Genomic DNA, 21,740 nt, shown 5'->3' on the forward strand with positions numbered 1-21,740 from the left:
TAGCTCGTAATTTTGAGTCAATGATTTACCTCGCTTGCATCATTATTCATGTTAAAGTGAATTGAGGACACAGCCTAGTATGCTTGTTCAATTTTTATCAATTGTTCATTTTGCTATTAAAACATCGATTCGACCGCATTGCCATTACTATCGTAGCGCATACCGCTGGTCGGTTGTTCATTGGTAAACCAAAAATGGTATTCAGGATTTCCCGCTTGGCTATAAACAATCGCTTCTTGTACCACACCCTGACGGAACAATACTTTTTGTTTGATACGGCTATCGGACAATCGATACGTCACCCAACCATCATATAAACCGTTAACCAAATCGGTGCGAAGCTGGGTCACAAAATTTGGATAGTACACCACCAAAAATTCATCGAAGTAACCGTTCTTCACAAAGGTGGTAAATTGCTCCCCTTCTGGCATCACGCCATTATAAGGACCATCGGCAATGCCTTGTGGCGCAGCTTGCGGTGATTTTGGCGGCAAGATAAGGCTATTTAAAGCATCATAAAACGGCTGTTGGTCAGTTGCCACATTGACAATCGCAGGCGGTTTGCTACCCTCCGCCATCATTTCATTGATACTACTACAACCTGCAAGCGCAAATAATATTGCCGATAAGGTAAGTGCAGTGCCAACACGTAAAAGGTGTGCAGTTATTAGTGTGGTGGGCAAGGCTTTTGTCAACATAGCCGTCCTCTTCAATGGTTAATTAAAAACAATCTATCGTTAGCGGGGTTGGGTGATAGCAGCCGCTTATTGAACGCCGTATTGCTCGCGGTAAGCTTGCATTTTGGCAAGTTCCTCCTGCGTGCCATTTTTGGCGACATACTCGGTAATGTCATCCATCGTGACCAAGGCAAGTACCGGTACATTGAGGCTTTGTGCCAATTCTTGAATGGCAGATTGTTCGCTTTGACCTTTTTCTTTACGATCCAGCGCAACGATAATCCCCGCGACTTTGGCCTCTGATTTTTCTAATAGCGCAACGACTTCGCGCATCGCTGTACCCGCGGTCATCACATCATCAATCACCCAAACTGATTTGCCTTTGAGATCGGCTCCAACCAGCATACCGCCTTCCCCGTGGTCTTTGGCTTCTTTGCGGTTGTAGCCCCAATCGGCATTGATTTGGTGATTGTTCCACAGTGCTTGCGCGGTCGCCGCCACAAACGGAATACCTTTATATGCTGCCCCAAAAATCACCAAATCGCTACTTTCGGTAGATTGTAGCTGCTTGGCAAGGGCATCCGCATACCCATTTGCCAACACCGATAATAGCTCACCGGTTGATAACAAACCTGCATTAAAAAAATACGGGCTTATACGACCTGATTTTAGGGTAAATTCGCCAAATTTTAATACATTGTTTTTGAGTGCCACTTCAATAAAATGCTGGGGAATAAACTGCGGTGCGTGAGCGGCTTGGGTTTGAGAGGATGGGGTTTGAGATGCTTGGGCTTGAGATAATTGCGACATACGCGACTCCAAAAAAGAACAAGTTAAAAAATACCATTAGCCGCCTGTGATTGGGTTTTGCGAGCTAATGGTGATAGTACGTTTGCTGATGGCTGTTTGCTTACCCACTTGCCAGTCGATGGCAATGGCGGCGAGCGCAACATGCGTCGGCTCGATATATAAATCGTCATGCCGGGTCAAAAAATGCAATTGGGTGCGATGCGCCTCGATGTATTGATTGATAGCATCAGCCAAGTCTTGCAAGGTGATTTGGGGGTTGAGTGATTTGCGTGATTTGCATTGGCATAGCAAAAATACACAAAGCATAATATGGTACATTTGTCCCATCAGATACAGTTTGGTTTCGATATTAAGTAGCGCTTGATTATAGGTGGCGTCAGACTGTGTGCTGGGGGCATCGTTGGCTTGATGTGCGCAGGAATTTTGCAATGTCTGCTGTGACAAGGATGTTGTAAGCTTATCCATACTCGCTAAATGCGGGTATCGACCCATAACCTCTTTCATCAGTGAAACACTGCTGTCATTGACGAGCTGTGGCAACAAAGACAGCGGTAAATGCAACGACGGGTGTTTGCTTTGGCTGCTATTGGCCTGCTGTTGCTGCTGCTGGATAAAGTGCCGCATCTCAATGGTTTGCTCAGATAGTAACTGCTCTAGCATGTCAGATTGATGACTTTGCGGACTTTTTTTAGCGATTTTTGTTGTGTTATCCCTCATTGGGTAGGGCTTGGCAACGTCTTTTACACTAGCGGTGTTGTTGTTAGTATCCGCCACTGGCAATGAAAGCGGTTTTTGCATATAGACGTCAATGGTATGGCGCGCGGGTATGACGCGCTTGTCAATCGGGCGACAAGGATCGGGCAAAGCCAATCTTTCTGCCTCAGTCATCACATTGGGATGGCGTAGCTGGTCTCTGTCTTTAACCACTTGGTTTCTTGCGGCTTGGCGCTCAGTATTGGAATACGTCATGGCATACACGGCTATAAAATCACTGATAGATAAATGATGAAAAATTTTTGTTGAAACCCACCACTAATCGCTTAAAGTCGACAAAATATGCTGATAACCTGACTGCCAATCTGGGTGGTTGAGCCAAGTAGCTGGAAAATTAGTGATAATGCGTTTGCCCGTTGTTGGCTCCATACAGGGCAGCGATAAGTTCAAGCCCTGTGCAGTCGCCAAATAGTTTAGCACAGTATAGAGCGGGACTGGCGCGTTATCTGTCGCCAAGTAAACTGGCACGGTTTGACCCGCATTGATGACCTTGACAATGATGCTGACTAAATCTGTATCTATAATACGATTAGTCCATGTATTACTCGGATAATCGCTAACCTTATTTGGCGACTGCGCTGCTAACTGTTTTGCCATAGTCAGTAGACGCAGTCGTGACTGCCCATAAATCCCACTTGGGCGAATGATAACACTCTCATCTTCAAAGTACTGCTGCAACAACTGCTCAGTCTGCAAAATCACTTGAGAAGTGGCGCTCGCTGGCGCTGACACAGGGGTATCGATATCAATGATTTCGCCCGCGTTTTGCCCATAAACGCCTGTCGAAGAAATAAATACCACACGCTTGAGGTTTGGCAGATGGTCACCCAATCGCACGACATGCTCGGCAATCGCATAATAACTGTCACGGTAGCCTTGTAGCGACAAGGTATCTGGACTGACAATGATACAGATTTGGCTAATTTGGCTTGTCCATTGACTTAGCTGCGCAATGGCTAACGCGCGCGCATCACTGGCAACAAAATGTAGATTTTCCTGATATAGATTGTCATTATCGGGTGGCAGCTTGGCTGTCATGGCGTCACAGAAAGCCAAATCTGTCGGCGTGGAGCGGCTGACACCAATCACGCAATGCCCCTGCGCCGCTAATTGCTTAGCAACTGGTAAACCAATTTTGCCCAGTCCAATCATTAAAATGGTTTGCATCATGCTATGACCTATCGTGAATGGCATTAAAAAAGCTGACTATTTTTAATTGATGTATTTTTAACCGATTTATTGTTGAAAACGCATCGATAAATCAATGGCTTTGATATGCTTCGTCAATGCACCCATTGAGATAAAATCCACCCCGGTTTCTGCCACTTGGCGTAGATTGGTAAGACTAATATCGCCTGAAGCTTCAAGCTGGCAAGGCTTGCCAAGACTAGCAACCAACTCGACCGCTTTTTGGGTATCTTCAATGGTAAAATTATCGAGCATCACGATATCGGCATTGGCAGCGATGGCTTGATGCAACTCATCAAAATTTTCTACTTCAACTTCCACTGGCTTATTGGCAATCTGACGCGCCTGACTGACTGCTTGGGCGATACCGCCACACGCCATGATATGGTTTTCTTTTATCAAAAAGGCATCGTATAGCCCGATACGGTGATTATTGCCGCCGCCACATAGCATGGCGTATTTTTGCGAATGGCGTAGCATTGGCAGGGTTTTACGGGTGTCTAACAATTTGGTCGGCAGTTCTGCGATAACCGCCACATGGTTGGCAACCACAGTGGCAGTGGATGATAAAGTCTGTAAAAAATTGAGCGCGGTACGTTCACCCGTCAGTAGTGCCCGGGTGTTACCGATGAGCGTCACCAAAACTTGATTGGCTGTCACAGCGTCACCGTCTTTGACTGCCCAATCAAGCTGCATATTGGGGTCAAGCTGGCGAAATACTTCATCCACCCATGCCTTGCCCGCGACCACCATCGGTTCACGACAAATAATGGTTGCCGTATCGCGCTGTGTGTCGGGTATTAACTGCGCGTTAATATCCCCAGTGGCGATGTCTTCTTGCAGCGCAAGTGCGACTTGTTTTGCGGTTTCAATACGTAGTAGTGAGCTGATTTGGGGCGTGGTGGCCGAGGTGTCACTAATGGTTTGGCTAGCAGCAGACATGCAAATAATCCCTTATTGTCGATGGGGTATTTTCGATGAGGTATGTTCGATTGTATTATCGCTTATTCTTTGGGGGCTTGGGTAGTAGTTTGTTGATATAAACGCAGGGCAATCAACGCCAAAGCGGCTACAATCGCGGCGAGTACGCCCCACAGTGCCCATGTTTTGTAGCGTTCAAACGCCGCGTTGGGATTGTTCAATGCCTCGATATTTTGCATTTGTCCTTCAACGGTGTTGCCGAGGCTGGTAAGTTGTTGGTTGGATAGAGTGATATTGGGTTGTTGTAATACGCGTGGCTCGTTAATCACCAGTCGATAAGGCGCTGTGCCTTGTGCTAAAAAATACATCTCATACATGGGCGTTAACAGATTGACCGGCAAATCATCTTGCTGCATTTGACCGCCCAATTGCAGCGATTTGGTCAACGTCGGTTGCCAACTGACCGTGGTATGGTTTTTATCAATTTGTGAATTGGCTAAAATTTTATCATTACTTACATTAGCGGTTTTGTTGATTTTAGCCAATTGATTGGCTTCTTGCTCAGGTACCTTGATGCTCACTTGCCACAGCTGATTTTCGGGGACAAAAAAACTCACCCCTGTGGTCAACATAGGCTGAGCAAGGCTAAGCCGCCATTGGTTGGTGTCATCTTTGACTTTTGAAAAACTGGCGCGGGTCAAGAAGAAACTTGCCTCACTCACCATGCGATTTAAACTGGCTGCCTCAAGATTGATAGGCTGATTTGCCACCACTTGCCAATACCGATAATTGGCTTGCTGCGGCTCGATGGCAATAGCATTGCCTGTCGCTATCGGCTGATTAGTACCGTCAGCTTGCGGCGCTACCATTTGGCTATGTTGGGTAGATTGGCTAGGGCTAAAGGGGCTGACCACCGTTTGGCTGACCATCTGCCAGCTTTGTAAGTCATCACTGCCATAAATTTGCAGTTGCAGTGGGCGCTTGCTGGGCTGGGCTGAATTCACGGGTAAAAATTTTAGCCAAAGATTGACTGCTTGCTCGGTTGATAAATTAGATTGGTTTTTGGCAAAGTTGGGATTGGTTAACCACCAAGTTCTGACCGGGTTATTGGTAACAGCGGCAACTGGGTTTGAAGGTAAATTGCTAAGGTCAATATTAATTGATTGTTGGTTGTCTGGGTTATCAAGCTGTACGGTCAACGCATGGCGTAATTTTTCCACCGCATTGGGGTTATCGGTCTCTACGCTAACTACTTGCAATACTTGATTGACAGATGATTGTTTGCTGACAGGGCGAATCGCCATCGGCATAATATGACCTTTGGCATCAATCAAGCGATAATTTTGTTTATCACTAATACTTACGCCATTTTGCTGCATGATTAACGCTAACAAACTGGGCGTTAACGACGAAAATTTTACCAGTTGGGCGCTGTTGGGATTGTCCGCTTGATTTTCTCCCGGTAAATCAATGTCGATTGCAAAGCTATTTTGCAATGCCTCAAAGCCATAGCTGATATTGTCAGTGTCATGCGCTTGCTCTGACTTGTCAACGATGGCAGGCGCTACCGTGGTCGTGGTGGTCTTTTGCGAGGCAACAGTGATGGATGCCGTTTGCGTGGGGTTTTGGGCATCTGCTTGCGTGTAAATGATAGCTACTAACAATAGCGGCGAAACTAAAGTTGCCGATAAAATACAGGCGCGGTGTTTGGCTAATCTCACGTGACAATGCTTATTTTTTTTCATTTTTACTTCATTGTTAATTTATAGTTACTATAGAATTTATAGCTCCTATATAACTGATATGGCTTTACAAGCTCACCCATTGCGATGGACATTGACAAGAACTCAGACCAATTAAACTTAACCAAAAAAACAGCGTAGCCCGTCTTTGGGTTATCGACATAAAGCCGTCAGTCATAACTAATCTAAAAAATTTGAAAATCCTAGCATCGCATGGTTAGCATCAGCAGGCAGTATCAACCTTAATTTGTTATGTTAGAAAAATGATAAGTAGCATTCTAACTCATTGATAGTAATTAGATTTATAATTTGGTTGATATGAAGCTTTGCCCTATAAAGATATTAACAATACCCACTCAAAACTTCTATACCGTGCTACAAACCACTAACAAGACGACTGATATTTTGGATAAATTCTAGCCAGATGTTACAATTTAAAGACAATTAGGCAGCAAGTCTTTGTGCATTTAGCTAAGCCCGCCTGCCGTAAATACGAAAAACAACCTACGTTATTCACGATTTTTAGCAGGGGTTTACTTAGCTTTTTTTAGGGGCATTGGGTTTGTCTGGCCTAAGTTTATCTGACTTGAGTTTACCTGCCTTAGGTTTACTTGACTTAGGCGGTAAGGGTGCAAGATAACCAATGACTAGCATCAACAAGCCTGCCCCGATAAAAGACACCACACGCAGTACTGCACTGGTATTCGACATATCAATCAATAGCAACTTGGCAACCACCATGGTCAATAATGCGATACCGGCAAACCATACCAAGCGAATGACTTTTTTGTTTGCCAAGAACATCAATACCATCGCAATGATGGTCCATAAGATAGTCAGCCCCGTCTGTACCATACTGACTGACCAAGCCCCATGTTCCCACGTTGGCGTGCCCCAAACGCTGGCAAACCCACGCACCAACATACTACTGACCGTCACAAATGCCCCTAAACCGCAAGCCACCAAAACGATAGTACGATAGTTGCTATCAACTTTGAGTGCCACATAAGATTGGTACAGTAAAATACTGATTAAGGTCAAATCCAGCGGATTGAGCAGCGGCAGATAAACGCCCAATAGCTGACCGTCTAACGAGAAATTGGCAGACAAACTCCAAATAAAGGTCATCGGTACCAAAATATAAGCACTGTGCTTAAGTAACCTATCAAGCTCTAACCAACCAAGTAAACGACCACCAAACGCCTGAAGTTTTGGCAACAACAACAAACTCATCAGCCCAAGCACAGCCAGCACGGTCGGTAAAATAGTGATAATGGCTCGAAGCTCCTGGGCATGTTGCCAATAGTTAAATGGCACTTGTTGTAGCATCCAAGTTAGCATGGCAATCAGTACCAAAAACCAAACGAGCGCGTCAACGCTTGTATCGGGTCGGTCGCGGTGCCAGCGACTAAGCAGCCACGCGCCTAGCAATTTTGCGATGGCTAAACAGCCGAGCATGGCGAGCAAATAACGCCCCAACCCGCTAAATGCTGTGATGTGATAATCGTTTAGGTCTACAACCGTCTCGACCTTAACATGGGTGAGACAGACTAGCACCCAACTCATCATCGCAAACGGTAAAATCAAGCGGCTCACCTTACGCATACTGCGCCAAACAAAACGCTGATGCATCAGTTGTCCCACAATTAAAAATACCGCCATACCCACGGCAAGTTTGATAGTGGTGGTTTTGCCATCGTTGTTCCAAAAGGGGGCAGCGGATAAAATCGCCGACAGATACAGCACAAACCCAACAACCACAAGCCCGGTCGCAACAAAGCTGTGACTGGCATTATCAGCAATTTGTTGAACCCGTTTATACGTCGTTTTGACTGCCTCAGGTTGAGTTTGAGGCTGAGTTTGAGGCTGGGCTTTAGCTTGGAGTGTGGCTGCCGTTTGGGGTGTGGCTGCCGCGATATTGCCCCTACCATGACGCAAAATAAAAGCAGACAGCAGCACACACGCTGTCAATACAGTCAGTGGCAAGGTGGATGAAGCCGCCACTATAGACGTTTGGTGCGGAATAGATAATTGATCAAGTAGCCCATACCAATGCCGCATAAGGGTATTAAAGCCCACCAATAACACGATACTAAAGCCTTGCAATGCCAACCCAAAATATACCGTCCAGCGTCTTTGGGTACGCGCACCGAGCCACACCAATGCAGCACCCTGCACTGCCCAACCGATACTAATCCATTTGGCTGATAGCGCCAGTGGTATCACCAAAGCCAAAAACCCACAGCCGAGCGCAAGGCTGGCTTCAATAAGTAGCTCAAAGCTGTTATCAAACTGGTTGTTGGCTTGTGGGTCGCCTGCGATGCTACGACGATGATGTTTGAGCAGCCACAATCCTAGACTCAAATAAATAGCCGATAACGCACTGCTAGCAAAGGCCAAATGATAAGGCAAATCATTGAGCAAGCTTGCCATCAGCCCAAACCCCAGTAACGCGGTGCCAAACAACAATCCTGAATCTATCGATAGAATCGGGCGTTTGGCTGCCCCCGTGTTCATTTGTAGCAGCGTTTGGTTATAACTCACGACCTGCTGAGAGTATCTAACTGCAATAAACAGATACAGCGCCATGTGCCCAACCACTAATCCCAGCAGTTGCCAGCGTAATGACAGCCAGCCTGCACCTGCACTATTGCCACTAAATGCACGAAATCCCCACACATACGCAAGCCCAAAAGTCACCACTAGGCTGAGCGCATTGAGCAATTTCCAAGTGCGATAATGGGCAATCACCGCAACCGCTATATTGAGTAATAAATAATAACTAAATAGCATCACCACACTACCATCAGGACGGCTAACCAGTATCGGCGCAAAAAACGCCCCACCGAATGCCAAGACCGCAAGCGGCAGCGCATTTTGCCACACCGAAAACATCACTGTTAACCCTGCTAGTAACGCAAGCACGCCGAAGGTTAAGGTTGATGGTAGTAGTCCATACAATTTAAAACTCGCAAACACCGTCAAATAAATCACCGCAAAGCCGACACCTTGCAAGGTTAAACCGTAACTGCGTTTTTTGGCAGTGGTGCGATAGCCGACTACCGTTATCACCAAGCCACCTAACGCTACCAGCGCCATGCGCACAGGCATCGATACCTCAATATATTGGCTGGCAAGTTTGAGTAATAACACCACGCCCACTAGCAACACCAGTGCCCCGACACGCACCACCAAGTTTTCCCCAAAGAACCATTGGGTGGCACTTGCCCAAAGCGATGTCACAATATTGGTAGCGCTTTCATCATCTCTTAAAGAATGAGAAGAATGAGATGATGACTGTGACAAGGTAGGTTGATGCGGTAGGGCTGCGTCATTCACTGACGGCTGCGTTGCCGTTGGGGAGGTTGAACCAACCGAAGCGTCAAGCGTGTTCGCGATTGGCAAAGAGGCAACTATTGAGAGGGGCGCTGGGGAGGGCGTTGGGACGGTGGCTTGACTGATGGGCTGCGTAATGGGGTCAGTAATAGGGTCAGTGACAGGCTGATTTTGGCGGTTATCGCTTGCCGATTGCTGGCTAGATGATGGCTTTGCCTCGCTGCTTAGGATATACACGGTTGCCATGACGTCAGCGAGTTGTTTTTGCAGATTGTCGAGCTTGGATTCAAGCCGGGTGATTGCTTTTTGTTGGGCAAAAATTTTATAAAGCGCCCCCACGACTGCCAGTATCAACGCCGCTATAATCGTATCCATCAAATGCTCTACCCTTGTTATCAGCTTAGCGATAGCATACCATTTTTTTGCAAAATTGCTTTTTTTTAACTGTGTCTTTCGGTTAAGGTGATGATAAGCCCATTTTATGCTAAATTAGCCACAGCGTTGAGTAGCGTTTTACTAACTATTTGAAACACCATTTTGATGATTGGGCGGGGTATGGTTATGTCGGGATTTAGCATTGAGCAGGGTTTATTAAGCCCATGCGAGTTTGTGGCGTCACCGAATTTTGGACAACGCCCCAACCCTAACGATATTCATCTGATTGTGATTCATAACATCAGCTTGCCGCCCAGTGAATTTGGTCTAAAAAATGACCAAGGCGAGCATTTTGTTCGTGCATTTTTCCAAAATCAGTTAGACCCCAAAGCCCATCCGTATTTTGCAACCATCTATCAGCAGCAGGTCTCCGCGCATTTGTTTATTGAGCGTGATGGCAGCGTCACGCAGTTTGTGAGCTTTGATGAGCGTGCTTGGCATGCTGGCAAATCTAGTTATTTGGGCGTGCCAAACTGCAATGACTATTCGATTGGGATTGAGCTAGAAGGTGATGATTATAGCGAGTTTGATGACAGGCAATACCAAGCTTTAAGTGACGTGATTGCCGCGATTTATCAAGCTTATCCCAAAACCATCAATCATCTAGCCGGTCACAGCGATATCGCGCGCGGTCGCAAATCCGACCCGGGGCTGCATTTTGATTGGGTGAAATTAAGAAACATGGTCAATAGAAACATGGTCAATAAAAATGACATCAGCCATTAGATGACTTTCGAAAATTTATTGTATGGCAATTTTTTAGGATAACGATTTTGTAAAATAACGATTTTGAAAGATAACATTTTTGCAAAATAACAGCACCCCAATCAAACTAAAAAATCCCATCATTACACCCATTTCTCGGCAAAACTTGTAGCGATTCTTTCATGTCAAAACTTATCAAATCCACCGCGATTATTAGCTTTTTTACCATGTTGTCACGCATCTTGGGGATGATACGCGACATGGTATTGATGAGCGTGTTTGGTACGGGCGGCATGATGGATGCGTTTTTGGTGGCCTTCAAATTGCCCAATTTTTTGCGGCGGCTGTTCGCTGAAGGCGCTTTTGCCCAAGCTTTTGTCCCTGTACTATCCGATTATCAACACCAAGCCCAAGATAACGACACGACCGATAGCAAAAAAGCCTTGCTCGGCATTCAAATTCTTATCAGTCGGGTGGCAGGTACGTTATTGTTGATTTTATCAGGCTTAACCGCCGTGATAGTCATCTTTGCGCCTGCTGTGATTGCTGTGTTTGCGGTCGGTTATCTGCATGAGCCTAGCAAATTTACAACCGCAGTTGAGATGCTTCGTATCACTTTTCCTTATTTGTTATTTATCGCCATGACCGCCTTTGCTAGTAGTATTTTGCAAAGCGTGGGGCGGTTTGCCTTGCCTGCCTTTGCACCGGTGATTTTAAATGTGTGTATGATTGTGGGCGCGATTTGGGTAGCGCCGCTGCTTGCCAAGCCAATTTTGGCAATCGGTTATGCAGTTGCAGTGGCAGGTTTGCTGCAGCTATTGATTCAATTGCCGCAATTGCATAGCCATCAGCTGCTGGTGATGCCAAAGGTTAGCTTTCGTCATCCTGGCGTGCGACGGATTTTAAAACTCATGCTCCCTGCGCTGTTTGGGGTATCGGTTACCCAAATCAATATGCTGGTCAACACGGTACTGGCTTCAACCATGGTTGATGGCTCGGTCTCTTGGCTGTATACCGCCGAGCGGATGAGTGAGTTGCCGCTAGGTCTGATTGGGGTGGCGATTGGCACGGTGATTTTGCCCAGTCTATCCAAAAGTATCGCAAGCGATGACCATCAACAATTTGGACACACCCTAGATTGGGCGACGCGATTGACGGTGTTGGTCGGCGTACCTGCATCCATCGCGCTTGGCATGATTAGTAATGTGTTTATGATATCCCTGTTTGAACATGGAGAGTTTGTGCGGCAAGATGCCATGATGAGTGGGCTTGCGCTACAGTGCTTATCAGGTGGGATTTTGGCATTTATGCTCATTAAAATATTTGCCCCGGCTTTTTTTGCCCGTCATGACAGTCGCACCCCTGTCAAAGTCGGTGTGATTAGCGTGATTGCCAATGTCGTGCTAAGCCTAATACTGGCTGAGTTATTTAAAAAGTGGCAAATCGCGCCCCATGCCGGGCTAGGACTTGCCAATACACTGGCGTCTTTTATCAATGCGGCGCTGTTATATTTTTATTTACATACCCAGGGTATTTATCGCTTTGGTGCGGCTTGGCGACGATTAGCGGTTATCTTTGCCATGGCAAATGGGGCAATGGGGTTGGCACTTGCCGCTGGTATTCATTTTTTCCCCGTTACTGCGCATCAAGGTGTTCGTATTATTGCGCTATTGGCGTTGTGTGTGGTGGGCGCTGTGGTGTATGGCGCAGCGCTATTAATCACTGGCTTTAAGCTATCAGAATTAAAACCGCATCATAGCGTTCAATAAACAATAGACAACGGAAAACAGACAAAAAAACGGCTAAATAAAATTTATCTAGCCGCTTTTTTTAACTGAAGTTTTTAATTAATTTTTGTGAGTGATTTTTGCACGTGAGATTTTTTAACCGATTCAGGCATCAACCCACCAAGACATTAGCGCTTTATCGAATTTTGGCAGTCTTTATTATCACAAATTCCATATAGTACCAGCGAGTGCCCTGCTAGGGTAAAGCCAAAGTCTTTGGCGACTTTTTCTTGCAGCGCTTCGATTTCTTCATTGTGAAATTCAATGATTTTGCCGCATTGGTCACATACCAAGTGGTCATGGTGCTCATCTTTGGCGATTTCAAACACTGACAAGTTGTTTTCAAAATTGTGACGCTCGACAATTCCCGCTTGTTCAAACTGGGTTAACACGCGGTAAACAGTCGCAAGCCCCACGTCTTCGCCGTGCTCCATCAAGGCTTTATACACATCTTCTGCGCTCATATGATGGGATTCGGCTTTTTCTAGCAATTCTAAAATTTTCAAACGCGGTAACGTGACTTTCAAACCGGCACGACGCAAATCTTGGTTGGTAAAAGACGACATAAAAATCCTCGCACCTATCAGGTGTCGCTTATAAACTAAAAATTATAACTATAATAACAAATTCGATAAAATCCCACAGTAAAAAAACGTGACATCACTGGCAAAAGCGCCCGTTGACAAATAAAGGGCGAATGCAGGCTAAAGACAAAGTACGCCAACCACCAGAACGCCAAATACCAAACCACCGCGGCGTTTTACACCCAAACATTAACTGTATGTAAAATAATTTAAATTTTGGGGTCAATAGGTAGGCAAAAAAACCCAAATCACGTATGATAAGTCGTAAATTTTATCGTTCACCATCTCAAAGCGGTTTGACAAATGACATCTATCACAACACTATCAAAAAAACTGGCAGTCCTGCCTTTGGTTGCCGTAATTAGCAGCGTCACCGTATTACCAGGTTGCTCATGGTTTAGCGTGTACAAAATCGATATCCCACAAGGCAAGCCGATTCATGAAGACAAATTAAGCCAAGTGCAAGTGGGTATGAATGCCAATCAAGTGCTATATATATTAGGTAGCCCAACCTTTAGAGACACCCTAAATCCGGTACGTTGGGATTACCTGTATGATTTTACCCCAGGTACTAACGCCAAACGCGCCAACAAGCCGGCGATTCATAACGCCCAACAATACGCCAAAATTTATTTTGACCAAAATGGTATTGTCACCAGCATTGAACGCCCAGCGGTGACTCAGTAAGTTTTTCTGACTAAAAAAGCCAATCATTGCCGTGATGCTGTGATTGGCTTTTTTTGTGCGCTACACAATAATACCGGCTCACACCCTCATCGGTTGGATTTTTTGGACAGTAATTTGCGTTTGTTTTGCGGGTCGATGGTCAAAGGACGATAGATTTCGATTCTATCGCCTGTGTTGATAGGGCTTTGCCAGTCTAGTTTATGGGAAAACACACCGACACTATAGCTAAAAATCTGCGGATACTGCTGTTGCCAACCTGTGGCATTGACGGCATCAATCACTCGGCTATCATCAGCAAGTTGCAGGGTTAACCGCAACTGTGTTTGGCTATCGGGCGCAAAGGCTATATCAACAGTAATCATTTCGCCAGTCCTAGCACCCACCCCACCATCGCCAAAACCACTGCCAATGGCACAATAATACGCACCGCAATGCGCCAAAGGTTATATAAGCCTTCTGAGCTAAAATTCAATGATTTGCGCAAATGGCTGATTTTCATTTGCCAGCCTGCAAATACGGCTAGCCATACCGCCGTGACTAAACTAATCACGATAATCAGCTGATTGAGCCAAGCGGTTGGCACCATGGCTAGCGCAAGACTAAGCACTGCCAATACCACCAATGCCAAAAAGTTAAATTGCTGTTGTTGCCAGCGTAGTGACACTTGATGGGTCAAAATATGCAGTAAATACGCCGCCCCTGCCAGCATCGCCAATGCATTCAACACTGCTGCCATTGCGCTGTTTGGCGATAAAGTCATGGCAATCAGCGCACCCGCTAGTAACTGAAAACTCCACACCGGTAATACATAGCGACTCGCGGATTCGCGTGCCTCATCGGCAGTTTTAGTGCTCATCGTGAGCATTTGGTGGGTGCGCGCATGCCAGTATAGCCCCGTACCTGCGCCCACACAGACCAGCGCCAACACTACCGCCCCTGCCCACTCCGTCAAGGACGTCGCTGTCATCTGCCACGCCACAAACCCACCTTGCATGACATTGACCACCAACGCGGCAACGGCAAAACCGACCGCCAACCAACCTGCCAAATGCTTGATAAAACTCAGACCAATCACTATCAGCACCATGATGGCTAACAAGGCAGGCAAAGCAATATTGCTCACCAGCGGATGGATAATCTCGCCACTACTTGCCAGTAAATGCCCCACGACCGCCATCAGCAGCACAATAGTCAACCAACCAAACCCGCGCCAAACCGTTGACACGTCAGCTTCACGGGTTAGTATGGGCAGACCGACCAACGGTGACGTACCACTACGATGTGCCAAACCAATCTCTGCAAACACCAATGGCAATCCGACCAAGGTCATCGCCACTAGCCACAACAACCAAAAATCAATCTGCCCAATGTAGTCACGGCTAAACCAAGTAAAAACCAGCAGCGGCAGCAAGCTTGCTATCAACATCGGCTGTAAACGATTAAATGGCATGGTGTTGTATTCCTTTGTAGCAGTGGGTTGTTGTCATAAAATTATTTGAGTCGCTTCGCTAAAGTGATTTTAAAAAAGTGACTTAAAAAAATGACTTGAAAAAAGCGACTTTGAAAAAAGTAACGTTAAAAAAAGTGATTTAAAATTCAACAGTGCAAAACTAAATCGCCGCTATTTTAGCAAACCCACACTGTATGCAAAACCCACCAACGCAAAATCCACACAAACTTATCAAAAATAGCTGTCAAAATAAAAAACCCTGCGTATCACAGGGCTTTCTTTATGGCTTCAGATTAAAAAGCGCGGTCACACATGCGGTAAAATCGCAGGCATCAAATCATGAAAGGTACGACCTGACGCGGTTTCACCAATGGCATGCATTTTCCACTCACCGTTATGACGATAAATTTTTGCCAAAATCAGCGCGGTATGGCTGCCTTGGGCTGACAAATCATAACGGGCAACTTCACTGTTATTGCTGGCATTCACCAAACGACAAAACGCATTATTGACCGTGGCAAAAGTTTGACCTGTAAAGCTATTAACAGTAAAAACCAAGGCTTGCACATGGTCAGGGATACGAGATAAATTGACATTAATCACTTCGTCATCGCCATCGCCAGCACCCGTGCGGTTATCGCCTGTGTGTTGTATGCTACTGTCTTTTGACTGCAATTGTCCAAACCAAATCGCATCCACCATTTGTTTGTTGGCATCAAGCATGATACACGACGCATCCAAGTCAATGCTACCGCCGCCACTGCCACCACCGCCAAACAAGCCACCCAAAAATCCACCTGATTTTTGCGGCGCAGCACCGACATCCCAACCCAGACCCATTTTGATTTGGCTAAGTGCCCCACCTGCTTCTTTTTCTAACGAGATTTTTTGACCTTTTGATAAATTCACTGACATGTTGGTTTCCTTATTTCTTACTATATTTTTTACTATTCTAGCTAGCTATGTTTTAAGAGTTTAACAACTTAGCAGAAACTGACTATAACAAACCGCCCAAAATACCTTCATTGCCACCGCGTCCGCCTGAGTTTGACCCCAGTAAACTTTGAATCCAGCCTTGGTAGGTATCACGGTTGCGCGAGCAAATCACTACTTTGCCCTGACCTGAGAACTTTAGTACCATGCCTTCGCCGCTCGTAACTGAATTGATGATATTGCCCAAAAAGCCTTTTTTCTGGCTAGTCGCCATTGACAGGCTATATTGCAGTCGGCTATCCCAGCATACCACGTGACCATTATCAATAATCACATCTTTATCAGGCGTGACATCAATCTCAAACAAAGAACCAAACCCCGATACCACGAGCTGACCTTGACCTTGCGTTTGCATGACCATAAAGCCACCCGTATCCCCAAATATAGCGCCGCCTAAATTGCGCTGGATGTTGGCACGTAAATCAACACCAATGGTTGCTGCCACAAAGGCACCGTCACTGAGCGTATACTGATTGGCGCCGACGTCTAAAATTTGCATATCACCATCAAGTGTGGGCGCCAGTAAGCAGTCACCCTCACCATTTACCGCTTCAATTTGCTGTTGAAAAATCGACTCGTCATTGGCAAATCGGCGCATCAAAGCTTGCATGATGCCGCCACGCATCTGACCTTTGAGCTCAAGATTTGACTCCATCATGACCATGGCATTGGATTCGCAATAAATCGAATCGCCTTTTTTGAGATTACAATGTAAAAATGGCTCAATCGTCCCAATCATACTAAACGTCGCTGCCATAGGTTAAAGTATCCTTATAGACTAGGTGGCAAAAATGATAATAAAAGTAGCTAAGTTTGAAAAAGCCCTTAGGCTTAAAAAAGTGCTCAGGCTTAAAAAGTGCTCGGGCTAAAAAAATGGTTATGTTGAAAAAAAGGGGCAAGCCGATGCCACCCCATTGTTAAAAAAATATTAAAAAATTTTAGCCAAAAAACTAAACTGCAACGCCATATGACGCAGCCAATGGTCCTAGACCGCCAGCAAAACCTTGTCCAACCGCGCGGAATTTCCACTCGCCATTGTTCTTATAAAGCTCACCAAAAATCATTGCTGTCTCGGTGCTGCTGTCTTCTGACAAATCATACCGAGCCACTTCAGCGCCGCCTTGGGTATTGACGATACGAATATAAGCGTTTGCTACTTGACCAAAGTTTTGGTTACGCGCTTGACCATCATAAATCACCGCACAAAATACCACTTTGCTCACATCGGCTGGGACTTTAGTTAAATCTACTTTGATGACTTCATCATCGCCATCGCCTTCACCGGTGCGGTTATCACCCGTATGCTCTACCGAACCATCAGATGATTTTAGGTTGTTAAAGAAAATAAAATCTGCATCTGCCCGTACTTTACCCGATTCATTGACCAAAAACGCGACCGCGTCTAAGTCAAAGGCTTGCCCGTCAGTGGCACGTGGGTTCCAGCCAAGACCAACGGCCATGTTGGTTAAATTCGGTGCTTCCTTTGATAAATTAACATTACCACCTTTGGTTAAGCTAATTGCCATTGTTTTATCCTTTGTAATAAATTTTTGAAATCAAATAAGAAAATCGATGTCCTTTGTCATGCGCTGCACCTTTCACGCTCAGACTACAAGTGCCTAGAACAAAAGCGCGCCCAGACTAAAAGCCTCAGACACCGTAAAAAATCGCCTAAAAAAACAAAACGTGAGCCGAAACCCACGTTTTAACTATACCTTTGGTGGTAGAATTTGTCCACCATTAGGCTACATTAAGCTGTTATATTTATGTGTCAAAAGCTTAAGGGATATTAAGCTCAAGTCAGCATCCTAAATACCGCTACGGTTATGCATGAGCCTCAGTCTGTTTAGCGCCTTTTAGCATCTTTTAGTGTTTAGCCAAGGCTGCTTCGCGCTTACGGTAGCTGATAGAGTTAATCACTGCCCATACGATAAAGGCAATCCCAATCAAACCCGTCACGATTTCTGGCACTTCGATATGCACGGTTGCCAATAGCATGATGACCGCCAACGCGCCAATCGCATAATGCGCACCATGCTCTAGATAAACAAACTCATCGAGCGTGCCTTTTTCTACCAAGAAAATGGTCATGGAGCGCACAAACATCGCACCAATAGCAAGGCCAAGCATGATAATAATTACGTCATTGGTAATGGCAAACGCACCAATCACCCCATCAAAACTAAACGACGCATCGAGTACTTCTAGATACAAGAAACCTGCGATACCGCCTTTGGCAATCGCACCCGCGACTTCTTTGCCTTCAATTACATCGGTGGTTGATTCATCATCATCGTCCGCGCCTTCTAAAAGGCTTGATAACACATTGGTGGCTAGATAAATCACAATACCAAATACCCCTGCGGTTAACACCACTGATTTTTTGGCGTCTTCCACCCAATATAAGGCGGTCATTAACAGTACCAATGCCACAAACACGCTCATGGCATCGACCTTGCCAAATCGTGCCAATTTACGCTCTAGCCATTCAAACCACATCACTTCTTTTTCATCAAAGATGAAGTTTAAAAAGACGAGCAACAAGAACATCCCACCAAATGCGGCAATCTCTGCATGATGCTCCATCAGTTTGGCAGAGTATTCTTTCGGGTTGTTGAGCGCCATGTTGATGACATCCATCATGCCCATATCGGCAGTCACTGCGACGATGACAATCGGGAATACCAGACGCATACCAAATACCGCGATAAGGATACCCACAGTCAAGAAAATCATTTTCCAAAACTTATCCCACGTTTTGAGTACCGAGGCGTTAACCACGGCATTGTCAAACGACAGCGAGATTTCCATCACTGCCAGAATCAAGGTGATAAATAACGCTGAAAGCATGGCACTGACACCACCATGTGAAAAACCCCACCACGCTGCAATTGCCAATGCAATCGTGGTAAAGACAATATCAAAATAAAAATGTCTCATAACAATCCTACAAATTGAAAAAATTAACGTTTTATGGAGTCATCTAACGCATAAGATGATTGGATGTGACTATCTTACACAACTATTTGCTCAATCATACTACAAATGTGTTACTAAGCAATTGATTGCACGCTTAAATCACGCATTATGGCAAATATTCGCCAACTTGATGCATTTATGGGTACAATAGCCACTTTTAATTTTTTAAACCAAGCGCTAACTGCAAAATATTGCGATTAGCCTGTGTTTAAACCCTGTCTGGAAGCGTCGCGGCATGTTAGAAAACTTTATCACCCTTGTTCTGATTCTTACCCCCTTGGTGGTCGGGTTTTTGCTGCCATTACCGCAACGATTCATGCCGCTGGTAGACAAGCTACTGACCAACTTGGTGTTTGTGATTTTAACCTTTATTGGTCTTTCGTTGTCGCAGATTCCTGACTTAGGCGCGCAGATTGGGTTTATTGGCACCAATGTGGCGGTATTGGCGATTTGTACCCTAGGTGCAGGTTTTATCAGTTTGCTGATATTTGACAGGCTGCATCCTTGGCAACGAGCCCTTCCCCATGCGCATAGCCAAGCAGGTTTTAGCATCACAGGAAGCCTCGTTCAGTTGGGCTGTGTGGTGTTGGGTTTTGTACTGGGCAAATTGCTGCCAATAACGGATTTGCCGATTGATGGCATCATCAAGGGCTTGTTGATTTTGCTGATTTTATTGGTAGGTTTTCAGTTATCGCATTCGGGGATGACATTACGTCAGGTATTGGTTAACAAACGCGGCGTACAAGCCTGTGTGATTTTTTGTCTCAGTGTGGCAGTCGGTGGTTTAGTGTACGCACTGATAATGCCTGATGTGACCTTCACCCAAGGCTTAGCGCTATCCTCTGGCTATGGCTGGTATTCGTTGTCGGGAATTATCATGACTGATGCGTATGGCGCAGTTTGGGGAAGTGTGGCATTGCTCAATGATTTGTTACGTGAGTTCACGGCGCTACTGTTTATCCCTATGCTGATTCGCAAATACCCAACCACGGCGGTGGGTTTGGGCGGGGTGACCACCATGGATTTTACCTTACCGGTCATCCAAAGCTCAGGGGGGAATGAAGTGGTACCGCTTGCGATGAGCTTTGGATTTTTGGTCAATATCATCTCACCAGTATTGATGGTGGTATTTTCAAGTTTTGGCTAATCACACAATCAATACGCGCAAAACTCAACTTGTTGGTCGCCATACGGGCTGCGTACTGTCACATAATGCAGGTCTTTCATGATAAGTTTAGTAAAAAAATTTGTTTGTTTTATCAGCACAATAAAAACCCCGCTCATGTCATCACACGATCGGGGTGTTCATATTTGCTAATACGATTATTTTCGCTAATACGATTATTGGGCTAATGCAGGATAATCGGTATAGCCTTCTTGATCGCCACCATAAAAAGTGGCTGGGTTCGGTTGATTAAGCGGCGCATTTTGCTGAAAACGCTCAACCAAATCCGGATTTGCGATATAACTGCGACCAAAAGCGACCGCATCAATTAAGCCATCACGAATTAGCGTGTCTGCTTTTTCTGCGGTATAGCCACCAGCACCGATAAGCACACCGTGATAAGCATCACGAATTTGGCGACGGAATTCTGCGGTAAAGGGTTTTCCACCTGCCCAGTCTGGCTCAGAAATATGTAAATAGGCTAGGTTAAAGCTATCAATCAGTTTGATGATTGCTAACGCATCGTCTTCGCTACCGGCATCCACACCATTGAATTGACCCAGTGGCGAGATACGGATACCCACTTTGTCACTGCCAATCGCGTTAGTGACTGCGGTTAAAATTTCTTTCAAAAAGCGCATACGGTTCTCTAAGCTACCACCGTATTCATCGCTGCGTTGGTTGACGCTCTCATACAAGAATTGATGAATCAAATAGCCGTGTGCACCGTGGATTTCAATAACATCCATGCCCGCTTCAATCGCATTACGCGCGGCACTGGCAAAATCATCGACGGTTTGTTTGATTTCTGCTGTGGTCATCTCACGCGCTGGCGTGGCAGTCACACGGTATACTTTGCCTTCGTCATCTTTTAACGAGGTGCGTACCGCATCACCCAAATCCACGGTTGATGCTGATACAGGCGGCTGACCTTGTGGACGCAAGCTATAATGCGATACTACCCCTGTGTGCCATAGCTGCATAGCAATATGACCGCCTGCTTGGTGTACGCTATCAGCAATCATTTTCCAGCCTGCAATTTGTGTATCACTAAAAACACCGGGCGCACCTGCGTAGCCTTTGGCATCGGCTGAGATATCCGTGGCTTCCGTGATAATCAAACCACTGCTAGCGCGCTGGGTATAATAGGTTGCCATGAGTGGCGTTGGCAAGCCACCAATATTTTTTGTTCCATTTGGCAAATCAGCACTACGCAGACGGGTCAATGGCGCCATAAAGACGCGGTTGGGCAAGCGCATCGCGCCCACGTTAATCGGTGATAAAAGAGCGGAGTAAGACATACATTCCTCGGGATTGTTGATTCATCTTTCGTTGAGTTATTGGACGCTGCTAGCTTCAAGTCATAACAAACTTGATAAAAAAATCGTTGCAGCATCCTTGTTTATAAGGATTTTAGACTTATATACGTTGCTATCAAACTTCATCACAGCGTAATTTTCACAGGTTAATCTGCTGTTAGAAGCTTGAGCAAAGACTACGTTTTAGC

General features: G+C 45.6%; 19 protein-coding genes. 4 read left to right on the top strand and 15 right to left on the bottom strand.

The features are described from left to right. Window positions 1-116 precede the first annotated feature (116 nt). The 7 genes from ACH0AB_RS06680 to ACH0AB_RS06710 form a co-directional block, all read right to left on the bottom strand. Complete coding sequence (locus ACH0AB_RS06680) at window positions 117-698, bottom strand: hypothetical protein (protein ID WP_060995581.1); 582 nt, start codon at window positions 696-698, stop codon at window positions 117-119. Between the two features lie 66 nt (window positions 699-764). Further along, window positions 765-1,487 carry an orotate phosphoribosyltransferase gene (gene pyrE / locus ACH0AB_RS06685; protein WP_219331900.1) on the bottom strand — a complete coding sequence of 241 codons (723 nt, stop codon included), beginning with the start codon at window positions 1,485-1,487 and terminating at the stop codon, window positions 765-767. 36 nt (window positions 1,488-1,523) lie between these two features. Beyond that, window positions 1,524-2,456 carry a hypothetical protein gene (locus ACH0AB_RS06690; RefSeq protein WP_406877669.1) on the bottom strand — a complete coding sequence of 311 codons (933 nt, stop codon included), beginning with the start codon at window positions 2,454-2,456 and terminating at the stop codon, window positions 1,524-1,526. Between the two features lie 63 nt (window positions 2,457-2,519). Further along, the gene (locus ACH0AB_RS06695; protein WP_406877670.1) at window positions 2,520-3,431 is read right to left on the bottom strand and encodes an NAD-dependent epimerase/dehydratase family protein; all 912 of its coding nucleotides are present in this window, start codon (window positions 3,429-3,431) and stop codon (window positions 2,520-2,522) included. A 66-nt stretch (window positions 3,432-3,497) separates the two neighbouring features. Beyond that, window positions 3,498-4,391: a carboxylating nicotinate-nucleotide diphosphorylase gene (gene nadC, locus ACH0AB_RS06700; protein ID WP_406877671.1), complete on the bottom strand. Its 894-nt coding sequence runs from the start codon at window positions 4,389-4,391 to the stop codon at window positions 3,498-3,500. Window positions 4,392-4,453: 62 nt separating this feature from the next. Further along, complete coding sequence (locus tag ACH0AB_RS06705) at window positions 4,454-6,115, bottom strand: DUF3999 family protein (protein WP_406877673.1); 1,662 nt, start codon at window positions 6,113-6,115, stop codon at window positions 4,454-4,456. Between the two features lie 534 nt (window positions 6,116-6,649). Beyond that, window positions 6,650-9,823, bottom strand: coding sequence for a DUF2339 domain-containing protein (locus ACH0AB_RS06710; RefSeq protein ID WP_406877674.1), 3,174 nt, complete (start codon window positions 9,821-9,823; stop codon window positions 6,650-6,652). Between the two features lie 180 nt (window positions 9,824-10,003). Here ACH0AB_RS06710 and ampD point away from each other — a divergent pair, with 180 nt between their 5' ends. Further along, window positions 10,004-10,609: a 1,6-anhydro-N-acetylmuramyl-L-alanine amidase AmpD gene (gene ampD, locus ACH0AB_RS06715; protein ID WP_406877676.1), complete on the top strand. Its 606-nt coding sequence runs from the start codon at window positions 10,004-10,006 to the stop codon at window positions 10,607-10,609. Window positions 10,610-10,770: 161 nt separating this feature from the next. Then, window positions 10,771-12,357, top strand: coding sequence for a murein biosynthesis integral membrane protein MurJ (gene murJ, locus ACH0AB_RS06720; RefSeq protein WP_406877677.1), 1,587 nt, complete (start codon window positions 10,771-10,773; stop codon window positions 12,355-12,357). A 146-nt stretch (window positions 12,358-12,503) separates the two neighbouring features. Here murJ and fur read toward each other — a convergent pair whose 3' ends face one another. Next, window positions 12,504-12,941, bottom strand: coding sequence for a ferric iron uptake transcriptional regulator (gene fur / locus ACH0AB_RS06725; RefSeq protein WP_050325439.1), 438 nt, complete (start codon window positions 12,939-12,941; stop codon window positions 12,504-12,506). Between the two features lie 321 nt (window positions 12,942-13,262). Here fur and ACH0AB_RS06730 point away from each other — a divergent pair, with 321 nt between their 5' ends. Continuing rightward, a complete protein-coding gene (locus ACH0AB_RS06730; protein ID WP_175405691.1) occupies window positions 13,263-13,646 on the top strand; it encodes an outer membrane protein assembly factor BamE in 384 nt (127 codons plus the stop codon). Window positions 13,647-13,732: 86 nt separating this feature from the next. Here ACH0AB_RS06730 and ACH0AB_RS06735 read toward each other — a convergent pair whose 3' ends face one another. The 6 genes from ACH0AB_RS06735 to ACH0AB_RS06760 form a co-directional block, all read right to left on the bottom strand. Beyond that, complete coding sequence (locus ACH0AB_RS06735; RefSeq protein ID WP_128680266.1) at window positions 13,733-14,008, bottom strand: RnfH family protein; 276 nt, start codon at window positions 14,006-14,008, stop codon at window positions 13,733-13,735. Then, a complete protein-coding gene (locus ACH0AB_RS06740) occupies window positions 14,005-15,096 on the bottom strand; it encodes a hypothetical protein (protein WP_406877678.1) in 1,092 nt (363 codons plus the stop codon). Before ACH0AB_RS06740 ends, ACH0AB_RS06735 begins: the two co-directional genes overlap by 4 nt. A 306-nt stretch (window positions 15,097-15,402) precedes the next feature. Then, window positions 15,403-16,011, bottom strand: a complete 609-nt coding sequence (locus ACH0AB_RS06745) for a TerD family protein (protein ID WP_201664865.1) — start codon at window positions 16,009-16,011, stop codon at window positions 15,403-15,405. Window positions 16,012-16,093: 82 nt separating this feature from the next. Then, window positions 16,094-16,846, bottom strand: coding sequence for a TIGR00266 family protein (locus tag ACH0AB_RS06750; protein WP_406877679.1), 753 nt, complete (start codon window positions 16,844-16,846; stop codon window positions 16,094-16,096). Between the two features lie 193 nt (window positions 16,847-17,039). Next, complete coding sequence (locus ACH0AB_RS06755) at window positions 17,040-17,615, bottom strand: TerD family protein (protein WP_065254149.1); 576 nt, start codon at window positions 17,613-17,615, stop codon at window positions 17,040-17,042. A 340-nt stretch (window positions 17,616-17,955) separates the two neighbouring features. Beyond that, window positions 17,956-19,029 (bottom strand): DUF475 domain-containing protein, encoded by a 1,074-nt coding sequence (locus ACH0AB_RS06760; RefSeq protein WP_406877680.1) that lies wholly within the window; start codon window positions 19,027-19,029, stop codon window positions 17,956-17,958. Window positions 19,030-19,303: 274 nt separating this feature from the next. Between ACH0AB_RS06760 and ACH0AB_RS06765 the strand changes: the two genes are divergently transcribed. Beyond that, on the top strand, window positions 19,304-20,215 hold the full coding sequence (locus tag ACH0AB_RS06765) for a LysO family transporter (RefSeq protein ID WP_406877681.1): 912 nt from the start codon (window positions 19,304-19,306) through the stop codon (window positions 20,213-20,215). 194 nt (window positions 20,216-20,409) lie between these two features. Here ACH0AB_RS06765 and nemA read toward each other — a convergent pair whose 3' ends face one another. Next, window positions 20,410-21,534, bottom strand: a complete 1,125-nt coding sequence (nemA, locus tag ACH0AB_RS06770; protein WP_406877682.1) for an N-ethylmaleimide reductase — start codon at window positions 21,532-21,534, stop codon at window positions 20,410-20,412. Window positions 21,535-21,740 lie beyond the last annotated feature (206 nt).

This window comes from Moraxella sp. 179-F 1C4 NHS (assembly GCF_045370505.1).
Classification (GTDB): domain Bacteria; phylum Pseudomonadota; class Gammaproteobacteria; order Pseudomonadales; family Moraxellaceae; genus Faucicola; species Faucicola tetraodonis.

What these genes read in the sequence shown, in the direction of transcription:
- ACH0AB_RS06680 (WP_060995581.1), bottom strand. Translation starts at nt 698, where the DNA reads ATGTTGACAAAAGCCTTGCCCACCACACTAATAACTGCACACCTTTTA.
- pyrE (WP_219331900.1), bottom strand. Translation starts at nt 1,487, where the DNA reads ATGTCGCAATTATCTCAAGCCCAAGCATCTCAAACCCCATCCTCTCAA.
- ACH0AB_RS06690 (WP_406877669.1), bottom strand. Translation starts at nt 2,456, where the DNA reads ATGACGTATTCCAATACTGAGCGCCAAGCCGCAAGAAACCAAGTGGTT.
- ACH0AB_RS06695 (WP_406877670.1), bottom strand. Translation starts at nt 3,431, where the DNA reads ATGATGCAAACCATTTTAATGATTGGACTGGGCAAAATTGGTTTACCA.
- nadC (WP_406877671.1), bottom strand. Translation starts at nt 4,391, where the DNA reads ATGTCTGCTGCTAGCCAAACCATTAGTGACACCTCGGCCACCACGCCC.
- ACH0AB_RS06705 (WP_406877673.1), bottom strand. Translation starts at nt 6,115, where the DNA reads ATGAAAAAAAATAAGCATTGTCACGTGAGATTAGCCAAACACCGCGCC.
- ACH0AB_RS06710 (WP_406877674.1), bottom strand. Translation starts at nt 9,823, where the DNA reads ATGGATACGATTATAGCGGCGTTGATACTGGCAGTCGTGGGGGCGCTT.
- ampD (WP_406877676.1), top strand. Translation starts at nt 10,004, where the DNA reads ATGGTTATGTCGGGATTTAGCATTGAGCAGGGTTTATTAAGCCCATGC.
- murJ (WP_406877677.1), top strand. Translation starts at nt 10,771, where the DNA reads ATGTCAAAACTTATCAAATCCACCGCGATTATTAGCTTTTTTACCATG.
- fur (WP_050325439.1), bottom strand. Translation starts at nt 12,941, where the DNA reads ATGTCGTCTTTTACCAACCAAGATTTGCGTCGTGCCGGTTTGAAAGTC.
- ACH0AB_RS06730 (WP_175405691.1), top strand. Translation starts at nt 13,263, where the DNA reads ATGACATCTATCACAACACTATCAAAAAAACTGGCAGTCCTGCCTTTG.
- ACH0AB_RS06735 (WP_128680266.1), bottom strand. Translation starts at nt 14,008, where the DNA reads ATGATTACTGTTGATATAGCCTTTGCGCCCGATAGCCAAACACAGTTG.
- ACH0AB_RS06740 (WP_406877678.1), bottom strand. Translation starts at nt 15,096, where the DNA reads ATGCCATTTAATCGTTTACAGCCGATGTTGATAGCAAGCTTGCTGCCG.
- ACH0AB_RS06745 (WP_201664865.1), bottom strand. Translation starts at nt 16,011, where the DNA reads ATGTCAGTGAATTTATCAAAAGGTCAAAAAATCTCGTTAGAAAAAGAA.
- ACH0AB_RS06750 (WP_406877679.1), bottom strand. Translation starts at nt 16,846, where the DNA reads ATGGCAGCGACGTTTAGTATGATTGGGACGATTGAGCCATTTTTACAT.
- ACH0AB_RS06755 (WP_065254149.1), bottom strand. Translation starts at nt 17,615, where the DNA reads ATGGCAATTAGCTTAACCAAAGGTGGTAATGTTAATTTATCAAAGGAA.
- ACH0AB_RS06760 (WP_406877680.1), bottom strand. Translation starts at nt 19,029, where the DNA reads ATGAGACATTTTTATTTTGATATTGTCTTTACCACGATTGCATTGGCA.
- ACH0AB_RS06765 (WP_406877681.1), top strand. Translation starts at nt 19,304, where the DNA reads ATGTTAGAAAACTTTATCACCCTTGTTCTGATTCTTACCCCCTTGGTG.
- nemA (WP_406877682.1), bottom strand. Translation starts at nt 21,534, where the DNA reads ATGTCTTACTCCGCTCTTTTATCACCGATTAACGTGGGCGCGATGCGC.